The sequence below is a fragment of the Colwellia sp. KS18-150 genome, from assembly GCF_057551365.1.
This window is the reverse complement of sequence record NZ_BAAJMC010000029.1, coordinates 14392-36938: the sequence shown is the minus strand read 5'-3', so window position 1 is coordinate 36938 and position 22547 is coordinate 14392. Positions and strand designations below refer to the sequence as shown.

The 22547-nt window shown below is 34.9% G+C and carries 22 protein-coding genes; 18 read left to right on the top strand and 4 right to left on the bottom strand.

Features of this window, described 5'->3' with window-relative positions; all coding sequences use genetic code 11:
- The first annotated feature begins 205 nt into the window (after window positions 1–205).
- Both AC27IF_RS19145 and AC27IF_RS19140 read left to right on the top strand, forming a co-directional pair.
- Window positions 206–541 (top strand): hypothetical protein, encoded by a 336-nt coding sequence (locus tag AC27IF_RS19145; RefSeq protein WP_487055956.1) that lies wholly within the window; start codon window positions 206–208, stop codon window positions 539–541.
- Window positions 522–863, top strand: coding sequence for a PEP-CTERM sorting domain-containing protein (locus AC27IF_RS19140; protein WP_487055955.1), 342 nt, complete (start codon window positions 522–524; stop codon window positions 861–863). The genes AC27IF_RS19145 and AC27IF_RS19140 overlap by 20 nt, the downstream gene beginning before the upstream one ends.
- Window positions 864–1102: 239 nt before the next feature.
- On the opposite strand, the gene AC27IF_RS19135 is transcribed toward AC27IF_RS19140, so the two are convergent.
- Window positions 1103–1966, bottom strand: coding sequence for a hypothetical protein (locus AC27IF_RS19135; RefSeq protein WP_487055954.1), 864 nt, complete (start codon window positions 1964–1966; stop codon window positions 1103–1105).
- A gap of 234 nt (window positions 1967–2200) precedes the next feature.
- Here AC27IF_RS19135 and AC27IF_RS19130 point away from each other — a divergent pair, with 234 nt between their 5' ends.
- The 8 genes from AC27IF_RS19130 (at window position 2201) to AC27IF_RS19095 (ending at window position 8605) form a co-directional block, all read left to right on the top strand.
- Window positions 2201–3346: a serine hydrolase domain-containing protein gene (locus AC27IF_RS19130; RefSeq protein WP_487055953.1), complete on the top strand. Its 1146-nt coding sequence runs from the start codon at window positions 2201–2203 to the stop codon at window positions 3344–3346.
- A 658-nt stretch (window positions 3347–4004) separates the two neighbouring features.
- Window positions 4005–4610 (top strand): porin family protein, encoded by a 606-nt coding sequence (locus AC27IF_RS19125; RefSeq protein WP_487055952.1) that lies wholly within the window; start codon window positions 4005–4007, stop codon window positions 4608–4610.
- A 124-nt stretch (window positions 4611–4734) separates the two neighbouring features.
- On the top strand, window positions 4735–4872 hold the full coding sequence (locus AC27IF_RS19120; RefSeq protein WP_487055951.1) for a hypothetical protein: 138 nt from the start codon (window positions 4735–4737) through the stop codon (window positions 4870–4872).
- Window positions 4873–5347: 475 nt separating this feature from the next.
- Complete coding sequence (locus AC27IF_RS19115) at window positions 5348–5908, top strand: DUF2799 domain-containing protein (RefSeq protein WP_487055950.1); 561 nt, start codon at window positions 5348–5350, stop codon at window positions 5906–5908.
- A 265-nt stretch (window positions 5909–6173) separates the two neighbouring features.
- Window positions 6174–6926 (top strand): GGDEF domain-containing protein, encoded by a 753-nt coding sequence (locus AC27IF_RS19110; RefSeq protein WP_487055949.1) that lies wholly within the window; start codon window positions 6174–6176, stop codon window positions 6924–6926.
- A 134-nt stretch (window positions 6927–7060) separates the two neighbouring features.
- Complete coding sequence (locus AC27IF_RS19105) at window positions 7061–7198, top strand: transposase (protein ID WP_487055948.1); 138 nt, start codon at window positions 7061–7063, stop codon at window positions 7196–7198.
- 185 nt (window positions 7199–7383) lie between these two features.
- Entirely contained in the window at window positions 7384–8184 is an 801-nt protein-coding gene (locus AC27IF_RS19100; protein WP_487055962.1) for an IS3 family transposase, read from the top strand.
- 112 nt (window positions 8185–8296) lie between these two features.
- A complete protein-coding gene (locus AC27IF_RS19095; protein WP_487055947.1) occupies window positions 8297–8605 on the top strand; it encodes a PDZ domain-containing protein in 309 nt (102 codons plus the stop codon).
- A 502-nt stretch (window positions 8606–9107) separates the two neighbouring features.
- Here the strand turns inward: AC27IF_RS19095 and AC27IF_RS19090 are convergent.
- Both AC27IF_RS19090 and AC27IF_RS19085 read right to left on the bottom strand, forming a co-directional pair.
- Window positions 9108–9575, bottom strand: a complete 468-nt coding sequence (locus tag AC27IF_RS19090; protein WP_487055946.1) for a 2TM domain-containing protein — start codon at window positions 9573–9575, stop codon at window positions 9108–9110.
- Window positions 9576–9663: 88 nt separating this feature from the next.
- The gene (locus tag AC27IF_RS19085; protein WP_487055945.1) at window positions 9664–10776 is read right to left on the bottom strand and encodes an acyltransferase family protein; all 1113 of its coding nucleotides are present in this window, start codon (window positions 10774–10776) and stop codon (window positions 9664–9666) included.
- 437 nt (window positions 10777–11213) lie between these two features.
- Between AC27IF_RS19085 and AC27IF_RS19080 the strand changes: the two genes are divergently transcribed.
- The 4 genes from AC27IF_RS19080 to AC27IF_RS19065 all read left to right on the top strand — a co-directional run bounded on the left by AC27IF_RS19080 (window position 11214) and on the right by AC27IF_RS19065 (window position 16443).
- The gene (locus AC27IF_RS19080; RefSeq protein WP_487055944.1) at window positions 11214–13031 is read left to right on the top strand and encodes a PKD domain-containing protein; all 1818 of its coding nucleotides are present in this window, start codon (window positions 11214–11216) and stop codon (window positions 13029–13031) included.
- Between the two features lie 246 nt (window positions 13032–13277).
- A complete protein-coding gene (locus AC27IF_RS19075; protein WP_487055943.1) occupies window positions 13278–14384 on the top strand; it encodes a serine hydrolase domain-containing protein in 1107 nt (368 codons plus the stop codon).
- A 25-nt stretch (window positions 14385–14409) separates the two neighbouring features.
- On the top strand, window positions 14410–15132 hold the full coding sequence (locus AC27IF_RS19070; RefSeq protein WP_487055942.1) for a winged helix-turn-helix domain-containing protein: 723 nt from the start codon (window positions 14410–14412) through the stop codon (window positions 15130–15132).
- A gap of 21 nt (window positions 15133–15153) precedes the next feature.
- A complete protein-coding gene (locus AC27IF_RS19065; RefSeq protein ID WP_487055941.1) occupies window positions 15154–16443 on the top strand; it encodes a HAMP domain-containing sensor histidine kinase in 1290 nt (429 codons plus the stop codon).
- Window positions 16444–16457: 14 nt separating this feature from the next.
- Here AC27IF_RS19065 and AC27IF_RS19060 read toward each other — a convergent pair.
- Window positions 16458–17208 (bottom strand): IS5 family transposase gene (locus tag AC27IF_RS19060; RefSeq protein WP_487055940.1). Its coding sequence is split into 2 segments (ribosomal slippage): window positions 16458–16970 and window positions 16972–17208, totalling 750 coding nucleotides; the frame shifts between segments, so codons are not numbered across the junction.
- Between the two features lie 568 nt (window positions 17209–17776).
- Here AC27IF_RS19060 and AC27IF_RS19055 point away from each other — a divergent pair.
- The 4 genes from AC27IF_RS19055 to AC27IF_RS19040 all read left to right on the top strand — a co-directional run bounded on the left by AC27IF_RS19055 (window position 17777) and on the right by AC27IF_RS19040 (window position 22510).
- Window positions 17777–18331 carry a hypothetical protein gene (locus tag AC27IF_RS19055; RefSeq protein WP_487055939.1) on the top strand — a complete coding sequence of 185 codons (555 nt, stop codon included), beginning with the start codon at window positions 17777–17779 and terminating at the stop codon, window positions 18329–18331.
- Between the two features lie 189 nt (window positions 18332–18520).
- On the top strand, window positions 18521–19483 hold the full coding sequence (locus tag AC27IF_RS19050) for an AraC family transcriptional regulator (protein ID WP_487055938.1): 963 nt from the start codon (window positions 18521–18523) through the stop codon (window positions 19481–19483).
- Window positions 19484–19529: 46 nt separating this feature from the next.
- Window positions 19530–21047 carry a hypothetical protein gene (locus tag AC27IF_RS19045; RefSeq protein ID WP_487055937.1) on the top strand — a complete coding sequence of 506 codons (1518 nt, stop codon included), beginning with the start codon at window positions 19530–19532 and terminating at the stop codon, window positions 21045–21047.
- A 134-nt stretch (window positions 21048–21181) separates the two neighbouring features.
- On the top strand, window positions 21182–22510 hold the full coding sequence (locus AC27IF_RS19040) for a hypothetical protein (protein WP_487055936.1): 1329 nt from the start codon (window positions 21182–21184) through the stop codon (window positions 22508–22510).
- The last annotated feature ends 37 nt before the right edge of the window (window positions 22511–22547 follow it).

The window sequence follows — 22547 nt, the reverse complement described above, 5'->3', positions numbered from 1 at the left end:
GCGCGATACAAACCAATACAATTAAAGACATTAATATGTAAAAATTGCCGTGTAACTGTCTGGAATAACAGTTAGGCATATCTTTGTTTTCTATGCGCGTTGGAAACAACCGGGTTGCTGACTGCGTTAGTAACATCTTATTAAATTATATGGAAAAATAACGAAATTTAAATTTTTAAATAGCTCGCTTTTGGGTGGTGTTTTTGTGACCACTGCCGTTTTAAATATGGCAAATGCTGGATTAATAGAATCGGGATCTCAATCTCGTGATGATAGTAGTAATGTTATCACTGACTCAATCACCGGATATGAATGGTTACATTGGGATTATGCTGATACATTTACTTGGAATGAATTAGTACAAGCTACATCTGCTGGTGGAAAGTATCAATCGTATGAAATTGCTTCAACCGCGGATTTCTTTGGGTTAATTAATAATGCTGATCTAAAGGGGTTTGGCAGTTCTGAAACGGCTATGAATAATATACAAGACGACTCAGGGAAATGTTACTCTAGAAGTAATGAAAAAAGAAAAATTTGATGTACTAACAAATTTATTCTTCACGGGAAATGTTAGAACTTATAATGCTGATCATAATAGTGTACTTTTTAATAACCAATATGAAGATAGTGAACTTTCAGTCGGTGTGTTTACACAACATTTTGAATACAATCAAACTATGATGGATATCAGTACAGAGGGTACTACAAGAGAAGCCAATATATCAAATAATGAACTTGGTAATTTAGCTGGTCGCTTTGCATTGGTAGAAAAGTCAGTTGACGTACCAGGACCTCAAACATTTGCTTTATTTGCTCTAGGTGTTTTTGGGTTGTTGATTCGTAGAGCAACACCTCAATAGCTATATTGTCTATTCTGATTATTGTAGAAACCTAATTTTGCTTAAACGCAAAGTTAGGTTTTTACAATATTGGTACCTCATACGTGCTAGTGATGTGAACCATCTGTGAATAGATAGTTTAACAGCACTTATAGAAGCAGAAATGAAATTTCAAAATAGATGCAGTTTTATTAATGAGTAAGGTTGTGGATGTTACGTAAATAGATAGAGAGTTATCTATTACATATCAATTGCTTTAGTTAATCTTCGATTATTAACTGTGAATCTTCATTGTTTACGTAGTACTTTTCTAGCATGTTTATTAATTCTTTATTATCACTCCAGTTTCTAATTTGTCCAATTGAAAATTGAATAAAGTCTCCGTCAATTATCTTGTTGACTTGCTCTATAATTTTTCTTCCTAATTTATCATTAGAACAAGAGATATAAATTTTTTTAAAAAACTGGTTTTCTTCAAGTTTGTAATAAACAAAATTGTTCTTAAATTTATTAACTTTTATTTGACTAGTTACGTTGTTAGAAAATGTTACTGCATAATCTATTCTACCTAACTCGAGTAACATTAAATCTAACTCATTTTTCCCTACATTTAATTCTAATACATTCTTTTTATCTAAATACGGCCTTAAATATGGTTCTAAAACAGGGTAGCGGCTACCTTTACTATCGTTTGGGTATAGAGGAAGTATTCCTAATAATAGTTGTTTATTGGAAAGTAGATTTTTAATGGAAAGAGTAGTTCCTAGTTTACCAAATTGTGCTATCGACCTTTTGTGAATAACGATTCCATATGGCTCTGTTAAACTATAAGGCTTTGAATAAATTTGATCCTTAAAATGTCCCCAAACGTGTGGAGTACAACTCGTTGCCTTGTTTCGTTCAATACCCCAACGATTTGTGTTCACCCAAAGAGTATTATGATTATGTTCTGGAAGGGCTGTTTGAATTAGCTTTAAGGTCGCATCAGCATACCCTTGATTTCTATATGGCCCCTCCTTAATAAACTCAGGAGCGAGATCCCAAACCAACCAATTTATTGAGCTTTTGGCATGCACATTACTGAAAATGACTAAATTGAAAATGATTATAATTAGGTTATTCATTGTAAAGTCTTTAGCTAAATATCTAAGTTAGTTCATTGGAAGGTAAGTTTTATATTCTTACTTATCAATAAAGTATTGAAAATACTAATATAACTATTAAATAAACTAGAAGGCCATAGAACGATACAAATTAATACAAATCAATTCGTAATTAACCCACTAATAGTACGTATTATGTGAAAGTATATTTAATAGTGATAATCATATCCTTTTACTAATAGGAAAGCGGCTAAAATGCGTGCGCAAATTAAATTACTCATTACTTTTTGCATATTTTTCGTTTCAAACAGTACATATTCCTTAGCGAACTGCTTAACTGGGCAGGAAGTATCAAATCTAGACAAAAAAATTAGCTCCTTAGTAACAAAAACACTCAAAGAAAATAATCTTATTCCTGGAATTAGCTTGTATGTGGAGTCTAAATCATTGTGCTATAAATGGAACCAATCCATTGGTATGTCTGACTTCAAGTCTAATAATAAATTGACTAATGATCACGCCTTCAGGATTGCAAGTAATACTAAAACTTACACGGCGGCTACAATTTTAAGATTAGTAGAGGAGAGGTTGATCGAACTTGATAACTCGATTGAAGAGTACTTACCAATTGAGTACATTTCTATTTTAAGCAAGAAGATAACTCATATTGAAAGTATAACGATTAGACACTTGCTAAATCATATGGCAGGTTTACCTGATCATACTAAGGATAAACGATACCTTGCGTCTATTAATAACAACCCTCAGTATGTTTGGACTCCTGAAGAGCAGGTCAATTTAATCAATAAGTATGATTTAGAAGTTATGAAGCCAGGTAAGTTATTTCAGTACTCTGACACAGGCTATATTCTGCTAGGCGCTATAATAGAACATGTTTCTCAACAAAAAATGTATGATGCTTTTTATCGTTATCTAAAATTCGAAGAGTTAGGTTTACAAAGAACTCATCATGAAAAAATTCAACCAAATAATAACTACTCAATTTTGAGAGCACATCAATATATAGATAAGATAGATACATATAGTTGGAATCCTTCATTGGACTTGTACGGTGGCGGTGGGCTTATTGCTACAGCACAAGATATGGCCATTTTTACACGATCCTTGCTACAAGGTAAGGTATTCGAAAAAGAGCATACATTAGCCGCAATGCAAAAAATATGGCCAGAAGCACTGACAATGAATTATGGTATGGGATTATTTTCCAAAAAATTTGGTTCAAATACCGCTTGGGGACATACCGGCTTTTGGAACACTTTTTCTTACTATTTACCTGAAATTGATTTAGTTATAGCTGGCTCTATAATGCAAACAAAGGCTATAAAAGGAAGTGATTTAGCAGAAAGAATTCATCATTTGATAACCACTAGAGCTTATTAACCTTATAGAAAAACCAGTTAAGCCCCACTTTGCATGATTTATGATAACATTATTTATGTAAAGTGTGAGGTAAATTGAAAAAATGAGGGCTAGATGGAAATAAGGCGTTGGGCTTCTCAACAGTCTTTGCTGGGGTATGAAAGTGATAACCTAGCTCAATTTTCCCCTACACCATGACAAAAGTTCTGTTTAACTAAATTAAGGTTTTTTAAAGGAATCTTGTTTTTACTCTACTAGCGATCATCATTAGTAGTATCAAATTGATTTAATTTGATAGTGTTTGTTCAGCTTAGAATTTGGCTTCTAGCTATAATCGTAATGCATAATGACATTGAGACTTTCGAAGCGCTGTAAATTTGTTCTGTTGCTAATATTGCAGTTTCTTTTTATATTTGAACAGTATAATTTATATTTGTTTGTTTTGTCTCTTTATAGCTAAATAACTGCATAGTACTCCATTTTTCAAATATCTAAGTTCACTAAAACTGATCAATATAAATAGAAGTATAACTATACAAAGTATCATTGCCATTTCGTCACAATAAAGTCCCATTCCTCCCTTCCTATTTTTTTTCAATAATCATGAGTATTAGTATTACTACTATTGAAAAGGAACTTAGTTTAGTTCTGTTGAATCACACATGATAGGAATTAATTTATGAAAAAATTAGCCATATTGCCTCTAATGATGCTTTGCACTTTCGGGTCACAAACAAATGCAGCAGAAGTTCCAAGCTCTGGAACCTATAATGTAGGTGCTCAAGTATCTATAGGTAGCTTTGAACATGATATGTATAAAGTAAGTAATGATGGAGTGGCACAGATAGGTATCTATGCAGACTATTATTTTGCGGAAGGATGGGCACTGGAAATTGGGTTAAATCAAGGGAAAAACGTGGATGATTGGGATTGTAAAGATGAACAGTTTTCTAATGGTGATAGTTGTACAAATGATGATGGGACTTCTTTTCGTAAGTTTAATAGCGATTTAGATTATAAGAATTTTGTTGTAGCTGTTCGTTACGATTACGCGATAGATGACAACCACTTCCTATATGGAAAATTAGGAGGTCAGCGGTTCGATTATGATTTAAAAAATAACCATTCAGTAATTCTTGAAGAAAAAGATGTTGGAATCTACGCGGAGCTAGGTTGGCAATATCAGTGGTCAAATAATCTAAAGATAAATGTAGGGTATCAGTATCTCGATATGAATCAGTTGACTACTGATACACTAGCCTTAGGCGTCGGTTATCAGTTTTAACAAATCAACTTTGGAATATTTTTCAAAGAAGCAATGAGACAGTATTACTAACTCAAATAAATGAATGCTTCTTTGTCTTTATTTCGATTAATCGTTATCAACGAATAATTTAAGGATATATACAATGGATTACCTAGTTAGTGTTGGTACTTTTTTAGGTGGCTTAGGTTTACTTCTTATAAGCTTTGGGGTGTTTTGGTTTTGTGCTCTTTTTAAAGAATCAACGGACAAGAGTCGTGGCTCGGAAAGTGAACAAGCCTAAATGGTCTAATTTACACTATTTAATTCAATTGAAACATTCGAAAGTAAATAGTGAAACTTCGATTTCATGATTGATAATAGTTTTCTTCCTATACGGGACTCTCAATGCAGAGCTGACCTGTCTAAAGAAGTACTCAATTAACTAATGTAAATAAGTTACCTTACTATGCTAAGAGTAATTAGATCTAAGTAAGACAATGTTTTAATGGCTAAATTAGAAGATCTCACCTTAGCTGAGGCTTGTTGTTATTTATAAAACTTTTGTAGAGAGCTTTCATTTTTCGCTTAGAGAGCTCTCTTTTTTTTACTAATGGGTCAAACGTTCGTCTATTACTACCTACTTTTTGTGAGGCTGTGTGTCATTCCTTATAAAGGTTGAGTAACTGAGACTATTAATCATAAGAGAGGATTTAATGTATATAACTAGGCTTTCTACTTTGTTGAGCATTACTTTCCTCCTCACAGCATGCTCAACAATGAATAAGGAAGAGTGCGAAAGTGCAAACTGGCAGTATCTTGGCCAAAAAAATGCTGAAGAAGGGTTATTTTCTTCGCATATCTTGAGGTATGAAAAACAATGCTCTCAGCATGGAGTTAAACCCAATATAGTCCTCTATGCTAATGGATATCAACAAGGATTGAAGACTTTTTGTACTGAATCTTCTGGCTTCAAGCAAGGAAGAAAAGGTAAACAAGATAACGGTATTTGCCCCGCTGAATTAGCTGAAAAGTTTCGTGAAGGACATGCCATTGGTCGTGAATATTATGCTGTATTGAGTATCAAAAATTCGCTTGAGGCAAAAATTGAAGTCAATAACAAGGAAATTAAGAAGATCTTCAATAAAATTAAGAAGCTGACGACTAAGAAAGATGGAAATGAAGTAACAAATGAAGAGAAGAAACAAATTGCGATAGATATCATCGGTAAATCATACGAGGCAAATCAGCTAAGTATTGAAATACAGTCATTGCGCCCTAAGTTAGCCGTTTCTGAGTATCAATATTCTGAATTAACAAAAAAATATGGGCGCTATTAACTAGAAACTTTGGGACTCATAAGAAAGTCATTAGAATTTGAGAAGAGAACCAAAAATAAATGTAATTTATTCTTGGATATCGAAACAATGAGTAGTTCATTAATTATAACCAATACGTTTGAAATTAGAAAACTTAGCAATAGATCTTCGCTTCACCTTATCTAGTCGTTACATCTTTTAATTGTCGATTAGTTTTTTTTTTTAGTATACCAATGGCTAAACAGAATATGGTTTGCTTTATTTTTCTCGGGGTAGTTTCTTAGTTATGGCCAATTTATTTATCCGTATAGGAATTTTTTGGAGTGTTGTTTTACTGACGCTTTTTACAATCCTAATTTCAGCATTGGTAACTTCAACTGTTTTACTTGTTACCGAAACAAAAGTTTCAACGAATTCATATGTTATTTCTACAATCATTTCTTTAATAGTCACACCTTCGATCTCAACATTATTTCTCAAACAATTTTTCAAAATTCATCGTTTAGAACGGAAAATTCGTAAAATAGCGATGTATGATGATATGACAGGCTTTTTGACAAGACGCTTTTTTTGGGAATATGGAAAGTCATATTCTTCACTAGCATCTAGAACCGGTGCAGTGTATACAGTTATGGTTCTTGATATCGATAATTTTAAATCAATAAATGATAATTACGGACACGCTGTAGGTGACATAGTATTAGAAGAGTTTGGCAAAGTATGTCTTCAACACAAACGAGAAGAAGATATTTTTGGTAGGACTGGGGGGGAGGAATTCACAGTAATATTACCTAACATGAATAGTGTCGATGCGAAAAAACATGCAGAAATGATTAGGAAGCAGGTTGAAAATTTAAAAATTTCAGAAAAAAACTCGATAGTCCAATGTACTGTTAGTGTTGGTTTTGCTACTACATCACAAATTTCAAATTCAAAACTGAAAGAAGTCATAGAGATTGCAGATCAAGCAATGTACCTTGCAAAGAAAAATGGTCGCAACTGCATCGTGCAAGGAGCGAGACGATATCAATTGAAGTAACGAATCAATTTGTCATTTGTTATTGTAAAGAGCGTAAGAAAACTGCCAAACTAATTCGCAATTTGTTGAAGCGTTAGATTTAGAACTTACCCAAAAAAAGTGGACATCTCTTATAGTTAGAACAGAGGTGATACATGACTAGTAAAAAGAAAAAACAATCCTATACCGAAGAGTTTCGTAAAGAGGCGGTTCGTCGAGCCGATATGCCAGGTAATACCAATGGCTCAGTCGCTGATGAGCTTGGTATTTCTGCCCAACAAATCTGCAACTGACGTCGACAGTTTAGTCGTTTAACGGATAAGCAGTTCAGCTCAGTTAATGGTGTTCAGTTTAAAAAAGATGATTCCGACGAAATGAAACGGTTGAAAAGACAGTTAGCGGATGTGCAAGAAGATAATGCTTTTTTAAAAAAGGCAGCTGCGTACTTTGCGAAAAACCAAGAGTAAAGTACGCCCTTATTCAGCAGTTTCGCTCACAGTACCGTATCACAATTATGTGCAAGGCCTTATTGGTCTCACGCTCGGGATATTACCGTTTTGTGGGGCGCAAGCCTAGTAACAAAGCCCTACGTCACAAGCAATTGCAGAATAAGACCATTGAGTTGTTCAGTCAGTTTAAGCAGCGCTATGGTGCACCACGGCTAGTACGAGAGTTGAACGCACAAAGAATCAAGTGTTGTCTCAATACGGTCGCACAGATCATGAAATCGCTGAAGTTAAGGGCAAGAAATGGCAAAGCCTTTCGATGTTCTCGATTCAGCTACGCCAACCTTGGCGTGTCTGACAGCGTATTGAACCGACAATTCACAGCCTCTCACCCTAACGAGAAGTGGGTCTCGGATATTACTTATATTCGGCTACGCGGTCGTTGGTTATACTTGACCACAATCATGGACTTGTATTCACGTGCCATCGTTGGTTGGTCATTAGATAGCACGATGACGGAAAAACTCATTACCAATGCTCTGAAGATGGCTATTGATAGGCGAAACATAGCGCCAGGGTTAATCGTCCACTCAGACAGAGGTGTGCAGTACAGAGCGGTTCAATATCAAGGGTTACTCGAGTCGATAGGAGCGGTGTCGAGCATGAGCAGGAGGAGCAACTGCTGGGACAATGCGGTAATGGAATCGTTCTTTAGTCGTCTCAAGGTAGAGTTGGCCTTCGGTGAACAATACCACTCGATTGAAGAGGCAAAACCCAGTATCTTTGAGTACATTGAAATATTTTATAACCGCGTAAGGCACATTCGACATTAGCCTATTTGAGCCCGATGCAATTTGAGCAACAATACGCATAGTTAAGGTGTCTACTTTTGATGGGTAACACCAATTTTTAAGGGAGTAAAGTTTTTGAATTATATTAGTAAGTTTGTTTTTAGCATTTGGTGCTTTCGCAGAAGGAAAAATTGGGATTGCTGCAGGAGTGTCTGTTGATGGATTCTTTAGTCCTGAAATAATTGAGTTTAAAATTGATGAAGTTCATTCTGGCTCACCAGCAGAAAAGGCTGGAGTTAAAGTTGGTCAATTACTTATTAAGCTTGATGGTTGCAAAATCCCTAGTTGCCCTGCGGATAAGGCAAAAAAACTAATGAATAAAGAGGTAGGTGAAATATTGCCGTTGATAGTTCAAAATCCAGATGGTAGTGAGATTTTGCTAAAGATTCATGTCGGTGAATAGAAAACCTAATAAGGGTTTTCAAGTCCTACAAATTACAGTTAGTTTCTTTGTTCGTTCCTCACTTACTTTAGCCAAATGCAGTTTATCGTTTAAAATGGAGTCATATGTACTAGGAAAGTCATGCGTAAATGGAAAGAGTTAGAAGTTTTAAATGCAATTATAGAAAGCAATCTTTCAAAAACATCTTTTAGATTTGAATTCTATTCACACAACCGAATATCTATGACAGCATGAACTTATATGAGTCCTTCAAGCATATAGTGATTTCAGGCTAAAATAACCCCAGCATATTAATGATTTTATACAAACTAATGTCTGTAATGTAGTGTTGCTCTAGTTTCATGGTCTCCCAACTACACTAAGTGGAATTCCCCCAGTTAAATAGACAAATTTAGTCTATTCTTGAGCAACGGAGGAACACTTATGAGCAGTCAACGTTTCCGCTTGAACTTAAAGATGACTCCCTTAAATCTGATGCTTCTACCTGTTTTTCTGTAAACCCTTAAATTTTTCTTCCAAGTCTTTTCTCTACTTGTTTCAACTCCCACTCAGCGGAAAACATTGAAAATACTTCAAAAGTATACATACCATGAACTAATACTGCGCCACCCCAGATTATAAGGGGCCAAATAAACCATATGATATTTGGGGATATAGAATAGTTCATTAGTATCAATGCAATATTTATACAGAAGAACACTGATAGATGAATATAGAAATCTCTAATGTTCTTAACGTATGTGAAAGCTTTCCGTTCTTCAATGTCTTTATTTTGGTCACTTTCTGTTTGTTCTTCAGGTTTGCTTTGCTTGATTGAAAGCACTTCTACATCGACCTCAAAAGTTGAAGCGAGAGACTTTAATGTCTCAAGGCTCACTTTATCGCCACGTTCTACTCGTTGTATCGTTTTCACATTTAAACCGGCAAAAAGGGATAATTGTTCTTGAGACCAATTCTTCTTCAATCTCATTTTCTTCACAAGAATATTCATATAAAGATACATATTGTTTCTACTAAATTAATGTTAGATCATTTTATTGAGGAATATAAAGAGAAATTTAGACCCGAATAAAGATTTTCTTATGGCCCCAAATAATGGAATTAGATATAAAATACGCAGTGAAAGTGACTAATAAGTATTTTGCTATTGAAGGTAGCGAAACTGACATCAATGGTAGTGCAATAGCACCGATCACAACTGTATGAATAATGTATACTGAATAAGAGTTTGCATTCAGGATTGCCAATATAGCGTTAGAACGATTGAAATAGAGCCTAAATGATTGGACTAACAAATATAATAGTGAAAATAGAGAGATATGGTAAAAGCTTCTAACGAGTACCTGATCAACTAAGCCACTAACTAAGTAGTCGCCTGGTTTAACTAGACTGTATATAATAAGGCCAATATATAATGTAATAGGCAACCAAATCATACTGCTAATTATGGTATAGAGCTTAGATTTTTCTGGTTTTACATTAAAAATGCTTTTGTTAAAAAAGTGAATTCCTAGCGTAAACATCATTGCATAGACAATAACCCTTTCGTTTTGGAAGTCTAAAAACCATGTCTTCGTCCAACCTGTCCATCCAAATATAACAAACGATACATTGTTGATTATTCCGATCACTATCATAATCATTATGAGCTTATTCGTGCCTATTTGGGGTATGTTGATGTTTGATTTTTTGTAAATAGCATACGTAAAACTAAAAACAAACAGTACAGGCAAAAACCAAAGCCAACTTTGGCTAATTACTCCGTTGTATAGATGAAAATAGCTTAGTAAAGATTCTTGCTCTAACCCTCTGCTTTTTATGAATATAAACTTGTAAATGGGTACTAACGAAATAATGGCAATAAACCAAGGTAATAGTAAGCGATTTACCTTGTTCTTAGTAAAATTTCGTAATGACCCTTTGTATGATTTCGGCATAAAATATCCGGCAATGAAAAACATACAAGGCATGACAATGATGTCAATTACGAGGTTAACCAAACCTGATGCGTTATTGACATTTGGATCATCCACTATCCAGAAACTTGCCCCTACACCACTACTCTCATAAATTAGCCCTGTATGATATACAACCACAAGAAAAATAAGGAAACTTCTTAGGTTATCTAAAAACAATACTCTGCTATTTTTATTAGTTTTTGCTGCTGACATAGTTATTCTCCTAAGCTTATGACTTGCCGATTTGAATTGTACATATTTGTGATTTTACGACTAGGACAATGCCAAGACACTTAGCAGACAGTTCTTTAAAATCAATCTCTTAGGGGATGAAAAATAAGATTTTTTGTTCAAAGGCTAAAATTAAACAGTCTGTGTTGGTGGGTAATAAATGAGTGAAGCATTCTGGATTTCCCAAATTTGGATACTTAAACACTCTACGATACTGAGTCTATAAGTTGCTCACGATTACAAAAAAATACAATTGCTATACATAAAAGAACTACTTTGGCGGTTATGTCTATTTTACGATTTCTTATAGCAACCTACTGAAAATTGTGCAACTTCATGTTTGAATTCAAAGAACATTATTTTCTTAACTAGGTATTGCTGAAAGTTAATTTAATATGAAGAAATAATAAGGAAATGGTATGAAGAAAAAGTTTGTGATTTCTTTATTTGCAGTGTCTCTAGTTGGTTGTAATTCTAGTAATACAGCAAGTGAAAAATACAATACGGCGCCTGCAGTAAATGCAGGTGAAGATATATTTATTACTTTTGAGGATGTTGTTGGCTTAAATGGCACAGCAACAGATAAAGAAAATGACATTAGTCGTTATAAATGGTCTCAAGTATCTGGACCTAGTTCAGTAGAGCTATCAAATTCAGACGCTTTAATCAGCACATTTTCTACACCAAATATAAATGGTGAGTATGTGTTTGAATTACTAGTAGCAGATGCCAAAAATAATACGAGCTCTGATCTGGTTGTCGTTAATGTCGATTCATATTTTGGCGCTTGGCAATCAGAAAACGTGGGCACAATGTATTATTTTGACGATAGTAATATTACAGAGTTTCAATTTACACAATCTTTAAACTCTTCCTTAACATCACCTACTTGTTTAATCGCAAACTCTTACGAGCGTGACGAGTTTGAAAGTGAGTATTCAATGATATTTACTGAAACTCGACATATATTGGATATTGATGGTCAAATGTTTAGTCGTGTAGAAGGAGATATACCTGAACTTTGTTCTGATACCAATCTTATGACGACTGTTGGGGCTGATGATTATTTGTTTGAACCACGAAAGAACTTTGATCTTATATGGAATAATTTCAATGAATTTTATGCCTTTTTTGGTTTAAGAGGTATCAGTCAAGAGCAATGGAATGATGTTTATATAGAGTTATCGGGGCAAATAACAGATGAAACAAGTGAAGATGAATTTTTTGAGCTGTCAAACGAATTATTAGCTTCTTTTGCTGAAACAAATGTCAAAGAGCAAAAAGTTGGTGGGGATGGGCATGTTTCAATACTTAGAATCTACCCTGATGGAGAGGAAGAAGAATATTCTTCAATCTCGCCAGACAAGATTACAAATCAGTTAAATGAAGAGTGTGAACAATTAGGGTTAGGCGAAGAGGAATGTGAGCAATACCAAGAAGAGGAGTTGGAGGAATATTTAGGTATCATTGCGTCATATCTTGATGAGAATACGCTAGAGATAATTGAGGGCAATGACGAAGGCGCTATCATGGTTTTTGGTCAAATAAAGAATTTACCTATTGGATATTTGCTGGTGCAAAGTATGTCTGATGTTATACCAGACGATGCCGCAGAAGGTACAACATATATTGATGCGGTCACTGCTTCAATGGAACGTTTTACTACACAGGCTAATTCATTAGGGTTACAGAGTACAATCATAGACTTACGTGTTAATGGTGGTGGCTACGACGATGTTGCAGCGATAATTGCAAGTCACTTTATCGATACACCGAAAGAAGCCGCAACAATTCAAGTGCGATTATTTGACGATGATATTGACCATTTGGCTTTTACAGAGCCTAAAATCATTACATTAACACCTGCTGAACAGAGCAAAATATTTCGTGGTGATATTGTCGTTTTAACAAGTAGTTTGACGGGCAGTGCTGCTGAAACGCTAACGGGTTACTTATCTCTAAAAGATAATACGGTTAGAATTGGCGAAAATACAAGGGGTAACTTCTCTAGTGAGTTATGGAAAAAATTACCTAATGGTTGGCACTTTAGCTTAAGCAATGAAGTTATTAAATTTGCAGATAGTAACGGTTCTGTTGCTGAAAACAGCCAATCGTACGAAGGACTGGGTTATCCAGTCTCGGAGGGGATGTTAATACCATTCTTTACACTTGAAGATAGAGAAAATATGGAAGACTCAGCTATTGAAAGGGCAATATCATATTTGACTTCACTATAATGCCTAAATCGCACCTTCAGGTCGTTATATAAGCTAAGCACTGCATTTTCTTTTGACAATGTTGTGCTTTTTGTTTAATAGCTATTCTAAACAGAATAGCTTTCTTTCCTTGTCATCATCTATATATCAACATGCATTGCATTCAGAGTGTTAATACAATGTATTACAATTCGATACTAGTCGATACTCATAAAGTTGTAACTGGAAAAGTATAATTCATTTAAATTCATTACATATTAATAGCTCATGAAATCATTTTTATTCAAAACTATTTTCATTTTTATTTCGTTGGTTATATTTGGATGTGGCGGAAATAGTGGGCCAAATGTCAATACAACGCCAAGCGACAATACAGTAAGCGATATAGAAGCCATGATTTCTAAATTAGATATTCCTGGTGTAAGCGTTGTAGTTATTGATAATTATGAGATTTCAGAAGTGCTAGCTTTAGGTGCTAAAGACAAGGGAACTTTTGAAATAGTTACGGAGGAAACAGTATTTCAAGCAGCCTCAATTAGTAAGTTTGTTACTGCTTTAGCTATCTTGAAATGGGCAGAAGAGCAACAATTAAGTTTAAATACAGATATCAGTACTTCGCTGTTTGAATGGCATTTACGTGAAAACGGATTGACTGAAAACAACAAAGTGACCATTGAAGGACTCCTTAGACATACCGCAGGAATTAATGTTTCAGGCTTTCCTGGCTATAGTAAAGAAGTGCCAACACCTTCTTTATTACAAATATTAGATGGCAGTCAAATTACAAATACCGATAGAGTTGAGGTAACTTCTGAACCAAATAAAAAATGGCGATATTCAGGAGGTGGCTATTCGGCCATTCAACAGCTGGTCGAAGAAGTTGCTGGTGATGGGTTTCAAAGTTTTATGGAATGGCACATAAATACAGCTTTTGGTTTGACAAACTCTTCTTTTGAGCAAGTTAATATAGAAAACATTTTTGATGTTAGTAGCGGTCATGTACAGGGAAGTACCCCCATTCAAGGGCAGTATCACTTATATCCAGAATTAGCTGCAGCAGGTTTTTGGACTAATGCTAAAGATTTAGCGAAGATAGGGATTGAATTTCAATTGGCTTTAAAAGGTGATACACAAATACTATCGTCAGAGCAGGCCTCTAGCATGCTAACGCCAACACTTAATGAAAAATACGGTATCGGTGTAGAGCTCTTTGATAATGGTTATTTTGGGCATTCAGGGAATAATGAAGGATTTCGATCTCTAATTAAGTTAAACAAGGAAGGTTTTGGAGTTGTTATACTAACTAATAGCGATAAAGGTGAGAAATTAATGAAACCTTTAATTGAATACTTTGAGAATAAATATGGTCATTAATAAATTAATCAGTTAGGGGTTGCCATTGAATAATTCAATTTTGGATATACTGGTTGTTGAAGACGATCATAAGATCAGCTATCAAGTCCAAAGATATTTAAAGCAACAGGGTTACTATGTCGAGGTCGAAAAGAATGGCGCTGAGGCAGTTAATATCATTATTGATCTACAGCCTAAGATAGTTATCTTAGATCTTAATTTACCTGGGCTAGATGGTTTTGGAGTTTGTCGTAAAGTAATGCCTCATTTTAGAGGAGATATATTAATGCTTACGGCTAGCGACGACGATATGAACCAAGTGATTGGTATAGAGTTAGGTGTAGATGACTATGTTGTAAAACCAATTCATCCGCGTGTGTTATTAGCACGAGTTCAATTACTTTTACGCAAGCAACAAATAATCGCTGAAACTACTAAAACAATAGAATTTAGCCCAAATGAATTACAGATTGGCCAATTGTCTATTCATAAAATTAAGAGAAGGGTGAAACTTCAAGACAGAGAAATTAAGGTTACTAGTTCAGAATTTGATGTTTTGTGGATTTTAGTCACTCATGCCAATCAAATCATTTCAAGAGATCAATTATTGCAAAGCTTGAGGGGAATAGAATATGACGGATTAGACAGAACCATTGACATGAAAATTGCTTCTTTGAGAAAAAAACTGCTTGATGACACTAGCACCCCTTATAAAATAGTTACTGTTAGAGGTAAAGGGTACGTATTAAGTTCCGATAGTTGGGACTAATTTCCTAAAGGCAAATGAAGTATGTTAAGAGTTTTTTTTCCGTTGTATTTTTGTATTTTAATCTTCACTGTTTTTAATGAGAGCATTGGTGATGCTGTTGTTGATATTATCGCGCCTAATGCAAGAGTTTCTGAGTACGTTAATGATTTAGCGAGTGCTTTCGTTTTTTTAGATGAAACATTACTTAATAAACCTGAAAACAAGTGGGACAAATTTCTATCAAAGCTGAATGAACATTCAAATGTCCATTACAAATTAGTCCAAATTGAAGAATTGGTACTGTTAAATAGCCAAAAGCAAAGCTTACGCAATGGTGGAGTTTATATGACAGGGAATGATTTGTACAAAGGCCTGGTTGGTTATGACAAGGCAGTAAGGATTATTCCTGATCCTGTAAAAGGTGAGTATGAAAGTATTAGAGAAATAATTGATCTTTCGTTATACATAGCTTTTATTCTAGCTTTGATATTATGGGCATTGTGGTTGCAAGCTAAAATAAAAGAGTTGACAAATGCAACCAAAAACATTGGTGAGGGAGATTTTAGCAGCAAAGTAGCTTTGAGTAAATTCGGCACTTTAGGGAACTTAAATCATTCTATCGATAAAATGGCTAGGCAAATTGAATCACTATTGTCTTTTCAAAAAAACATGGTAAATACAGTTTCACACGAACTACGTACTCCTTTAACTCGGATAAAATTTGAACTGGAATACATTGAAAGTTTAAAGAACGATATTGAGTTGTCTACGTCAATTAAAAGTATAAATGAAGATGTTGACGAGCTAAATAATCTAATTTCAGAATTATTGGAATATGCTCGTGCAGAAATTAGTAAGCTACCGCTTCATCTTGAATGTCAATCTGTTCCAGAGTTTTTAAAACGTTGGAGAGCTGGACTTAAAGTCGATAATACCGATTTACTAGTTTCTATTCGTAGTATCGACACGGAGGCATATTGTTTTTTTGACGAAAAAGCGTTAACTAAAGTTATAAATAATTTAGTTAATAATGCTTTTCGATACGCAAAAGCTCAGATAGTAGTTAAATGTGAAAAAATAGAAAATGAAGTGTTAATTATAGTAGAGGATGATGGTCACGGAGTCCCTAAACACGTACAGAAAGCTATTTTTAAACCGTTTGTTCAATCGGAATCTGTCCCTGTAAGAGGAGAGGAAGGGTTTGGGTTAGGTTTGGCAATAACTTCCCAAATTGTTAAATTGCATCAAGGACAGATTGATGTGACTGACTCTGAACTTGGGGGGGCGAAATTCAGCATATCTTTACCTATAGAAATTCCTATTATTAATTAGGGGCTGTTGATCTTTCACATTGGCAGCCAAATCATTGAACATGCTAGAGCCAGCATACTTTCAAACTGTAATTTTAATTTGTCGTATCGTGTCGCTATGGCACGAAAGTGCTTCAGCCTTGCAAAGGCATTTTCAACTAAGTGTCTGTATTTATACAAACACCAATCAATATCACCATTTCCTGCTTTCGAGTTCTGCTTCCTAGGTATTATAGGGCTTGAGTTTTGTTCACGAATCTTGTTTCTAATCGCTTCACTATCATAGCCTTTGTCTGCTACGACAAAATCGCTTTGCGGTAACAATTCAATTAAATCATTTGCCACTTTACTGTCATGAACATCACCACCTGTAATAATAAATTCAATCGGTAATCCATAACTATCAACGGCTAAATGAATCTTACTGGTGTTGCCGCCTCGACTTAAGGCGATTGCTTGCTCATGCTCTGAAGCCGCGCCTGTACTATGTTGATGAGCTTTAACATAACTACCATCAATAAATTCCCATTCTGTATCGCTATTTTTTAGCTAACGTTTTAAACAACCTCATTAATATGCCTTTTCTTGACCAAAGAAGAAAACGACGATAAATAGTATTCCACAAACCAAAACATTCAGGTAAATCACGCCACGGACAACCTACACGTAAGCGATAAAGTATTCCTTCTAGCGTTTGTCGGTGTTCAAGCTTGTTATAAACTCTATCTTCAAGCAATATAGCTTTTAGTTTCGACCACAGCTCATCAGTGAGCATTAATCGGGGCATGACAATCTCGTTTAGTTTGGTTTTGGCGAATTATACGAGATTGTCACTTACGCACAAAATTCAAACAAAGATCAACAGCCCCTAGATTTTTGTTGACCTTGACGTTTTGTAATGGTTGAAAATAAATAACATTAACGCATTAATGTTACTTAGAGGACTTGAAGGGATGAATTTACAAAATTAGCTCAAGAGTTAGTCGATGTTCCTGAAAGAAGGGAAGCTTTTGAAATTTATGCGGAAGGCTCGGCCGAACATTTCAGCCGTGCGATGTTTCATTACGTCAACTCAAAACGATTGAATAAACTATAAGTATGTTTTTCCTTTTAGCCAGTAGAAAAGTCCACTTCGTCACATTAACTCTGATTGACATGTAAAGAAAGCATACTGTATTGGTAATAATTGCGTAATCTATCTGTTTTGGTTAGTTAAAGGTTAAATATAATCCGATACATATTCATACAGAGTGAATGATATGAATAACTTATAGTAAAGATAACGTTCGTTGGTACAAAATTAAATTTAAAGCAGTATTCGAAAAATAGTTCTGTTGAATTACAAAAGGGTAGTCATGAAAACACTATTAGCAACATTATTTACAATTAGTTCATTAATTGGTGGAACGGCCTCGGCTAAAGAAGATGAAAATACTTATACATTTGTAGGTTTTGGGTTAACACAATTCCAAGAACTGAAAAGCTTAAAAGTTAACGATGAAGATGTTGATATAGTTCCAGAGTTTTTTATTGGGCTTGGTAAAGAAATTGAAATTAGCGAAAGTTGGGAAATGAATAATGAAATAGCTTTAAGGTATTCTAATGCCCATTTTAGTAACGCAACATTGCCTTATAATCAGAATTCAGATGCTTTGGCGCAAAGTAGGTTTTCAGGAAATTTTGATTCTACTGGCTTGTGGGTATCATCTCGTTTAAAGTTTGTAGGCCTAGAAGCTAAAGTTTCACCTTTTGTTGAGTTATCGGTAGGGGCTGTTAGAAATAGTTACGATACTCCTTTTAACAATAATACAAGCCATGGCTTTAAATATAAGTCATCTTATGGATTAGAGTTTAAAACTAGTTCTGACATAAAGTTTTCGTTAGCTTTGGGAGATAGCGACAATTTTTAACTCATAGATCTAATTGTTAATATTAGAATTAAAACTAAAAGCGAAGTATATATTCTTAAATATGACTTCGCATTTGCGTTTCTCAAACAGTTAATCCACCCTTTGATTAAATCATCCTGTATTATTTATGTATGTATTTTACACAAATATAACCCACCTTAACCTTTTTAAAGTATAGGAAATTGGCCTATGGAATTAAATCAAAAAGGTTTCAATATAGAGTATATAAAAAGAATCAATAATGTAATTGATTTTATCGAGCAGCATTATTCTGAATCCCTAACATTAGAAAAATTAGCAGAAATTTCTCATTTCTCACCATTTCATTTTCATCGTATTTTTAAAGGAATTACGGGTGAGTCGCTTAATAAATATGTTAATCGAAGTAGGTTAGAAAAGGCAGCCTGGCGTTTAATGTATTTCAAAGATGAATCCATTGCTGAAGTATCGTTAAATTGCGGGTTTTCTCAACAGTCTTCATTTTCTCGGGCGTTTAAGAGTTACTTCAATATGAGTGCTACTGATTGGCGAAAGGGGGGGCATTCAAAATTTAGCAAGAATTGCAACGTAGAAAGCAAAAAGTGGAAAGATGTCAAAATTTCTCCAATGTATATTAACTCCTCAACAACAAACTGTAATTGGAAAATCTCAATGATTAAAAAAAGTGATGTTATTATACAAATTAAAGAATTAGAGCCAGTGCCTATAGCATATATACGGAATATTGGCCCCTCTAATGGGCAACAAGAAACTTGGGCAAGAATATTTAATAAGTTAATACAGTGGGGAGGATCAAGGAACTTAATCAAATGCCCTGGAACTGACTACTTTACTGTATTTAGAGACAGCCATGAAATAACGGACTTTGCAAACTTTAAATCAGATTTATCTATGTCAGTTCCAGCGGGGACGAAAGGTAATGGAGAGGTTGGCATTTCTACAATTCCTGGCGGTAAATATGCTATAGCACAGTTTGAAATTGATGCTTCAGAATATCAATTGGCTTGGGATTTAGTTTACAGTGAGTGGCTTCCTAATAGTGGGTTTCAACCTGACGACAGGTATTGTTTTGAAAAATATCTGAATGACCCCAAAATGCATCCTCAGGGGAAACACTTCATAGAAGTTTATGTACCTGTTAGAGCTCTTTAATTTCTTATTGATAAAATAATCAAAATCAACTTCGGGTAAAAAAAACATGCAAAAAGCACTGCTCCATGCATTATTGATATTTGTTTTCTTTTTAAATATTTCAACCGCCGTAGCTAATAACTTTACTCATCAAAATGTCGATAAGGCAAATAAAATTTTCGACAAAGTAGTAAGTTATTACGGCGGTTTAAAAGCTATTAGCGAACTTGATAAAATATCAACAGATACAGACTATAGCACCAACTACCGTACCCAAGGCTATGGTTATCAGGGCACTGATTATCATAGCAATCGCCCTGGGAATACACTATCCATCATTTCATTCAAAAATAAAATGAATTGGACCCAACTCGAAAGAACTTATATGAAGAGTTTTTATTCGCAGACATACCTTTATAAAGATGGGACTGAATCTAGTTACAATAACATTACCCATGAATTTAAATCCAAATCGCAAGGTGATTTTGATAAGCACATTGAAAAACAAATATTTAAAAACCCTCTTTTGATAATAAAAAGTTCTCTAAATCAAAAAGACAGTCTTAGATATTTAGGCGAAGAAAAAGTAAATGGAAAACACTACGCCATAATTGCGATGACATTAGCTACTGGTCGAGTTATTACGGCTTATATCGATCAGAGCAATTTTCAAATCGCTAAAATTGAGTACTTATCAAAAGGTAAATTAAATGAATACACTTACAGTAAATACCAAAGCGTGGGGCAGTTTAAATTGCCATTTTTTATAAAAAGAAACATGCCTGAAAATTACTATTCATCGTATTTCTATTATCACATTGTCAACTATGACTTTTCACCTGACATTGAAAAAATAGTTGTTGTTCCTGAAGGCTATACATTAGAGGGAAAAGATACCCCCTATGATAGAAAGCTTCGTATGCAAACTATTGGCAAAGGTCTATATTGGGTAACTAGAAGCGGAAGCAATACGCTTTTTATTGAATTTGCAGACCATGTTATGGCTGTTGATGCGATTGGCTATAACTTAGCAAGTCGCATAGCCAAATTCCGAGAATTAGTACCTCATAAGCCGATCAAATATGTTTCTATCAGTCATCATCATCATGACCATTTTGATCAAGTACCTTTCTATGCTAACCAAGGCAGTAAAATTATTACCGCTAAGCCTTTCATTCCATTGCTTACAAAAAGAGTAAATGAAGTTTACCCTGATAACACTGTTAAACCTGCTTTTGACATTGTCAACGAAAAGCGTATTTATGCCGATAAAACACAACGTTTAGAAATATATGAACTGAAGAACATGCTACACGCAGAAACTATGTTGATGACCTATTTTCCTGATGAGCAATTAATTTACCTACCCGACCATTATGAAGTTGGATATCTAGTTGAAAATCAGCATTCGATAAAAATTTTATTGTCAGAAGTTGCACGTCTTGGTTTAAAAGTGAAAGGGTTTATTTCCGGCCATGGCAAAGAAGTATATAGCTTAGCAAGGATAAAAGCATTGGCAACTTACCCAATTGAAATGAAAGAGATGAGGCGCAAACCACATCAGTCGGTTACTCATATCGAATAAACAATCTATAAGATAACTAAAATGCTGGCATTGAGTGTATTGGTTCCGATTAGGCCTTACACATCATATTGAAAAGTAAAGAGCTACCCGTTTATAGCAATTTTTATAACCTAAAATATAATAAAGGATGAAGTATGAAAAATGTAAAGAATATTATTGCTTTAACAGTGCTAACAGCACACCTGCCCGCTATGGCTTTTTCAGGAGGAGACGGCTCTGCTGAAAGTCCATTTGAAATTGCAACCTGTAATGAATTGCAAGATATTCAAAATGATGTCAATGCTCATTATGTTTTAACAAATGATATTGACTGTAGTGATACCGTTAACTGGAATGAAGGCAAAGGCTTTACACCCATCGCAGGAGAATACGGCGATATTGCTTCTCGATTTCATGGTACTCTTGATGGTAATTACCACAAAATAAAAAAATTGACGGTAAACTATACCGATGACAGCTTAGAGGCTGACCGCACGATCGCGGGATTTGGGCTTTTTGGTCATACCTATGATGCAACAATAGAGCGCTTGATTATTGAAGATGCAAATATTGTCAATCAATCAAGAAATTCAACATATGGCAGTGGTATAGTCGTAGGCAGCGCAACCAACACTATCTTCAATGATATTAAGGTTACTGGTAATGTAACTGCCGAGGCTGCCTTTGGTGGGCTTGCTGGTATTACAATTGGCGGAGCTATTAATAATGTCCATGCCGATGTGACCATATCATTAGGAAAAAGATGGTATTACGATGTGTGTTGGTGGCAATATGCGGGTGGACTAGGAGGCAGAAGTACTGCCGATGTAAGTTACTCTTCAGCCAAGGTTAAGGTAGTTGATGCCTGCCCTGTTGCCTATGAAGGAAAAGGCATATACGCACTAGGAGGGCTATTTGGTAGCTATGGCAATGACCAGGGTGTTAGTATTACTGACAGTATTGCTATAATTGATGCACAATTGCCAGAAGTTTCCGTAAGTAATACCGGTGGCTTACTCGGTAAAACCTATTCTGATGTTAACCTCGCCCAAGTTGCCGCAACGGGTACTATCATAGCGGAGAATTCAAACTATGGCGTTGGTGGCTTAATCGGCTTCTCAAGAGTAAAAAATAACGACACAAATATAACTAACAGCTATAGTGAAGTTGCTATAAGCTACGCGCAAAAAAATTATCCTATTGGTGCATTAATTGGCGTAGCAAACTACTTCGATACTAATTATGCGATGAATATTGAAAACAGTTATGCTAGAGCACAAGGGACAATAAGCGATACTAATGCATGCTTAGTAGGTGTCGACAGTGCAACGATTATTAATAGCGTGTGCGATACTGATAGCAAAGACAATAGAAGCCGTGATTTTTACTTAGGCCTAGGTTGGGATTTCACCAATATTTGGGAAATCAACGAAGGCTTAGCTTCTCCAGCGTTAAAGGGCTTTAATTCAGCCTTACAAATGTAGTACTAAAATATAAGTAGGTAATAATTATGTTACCTAC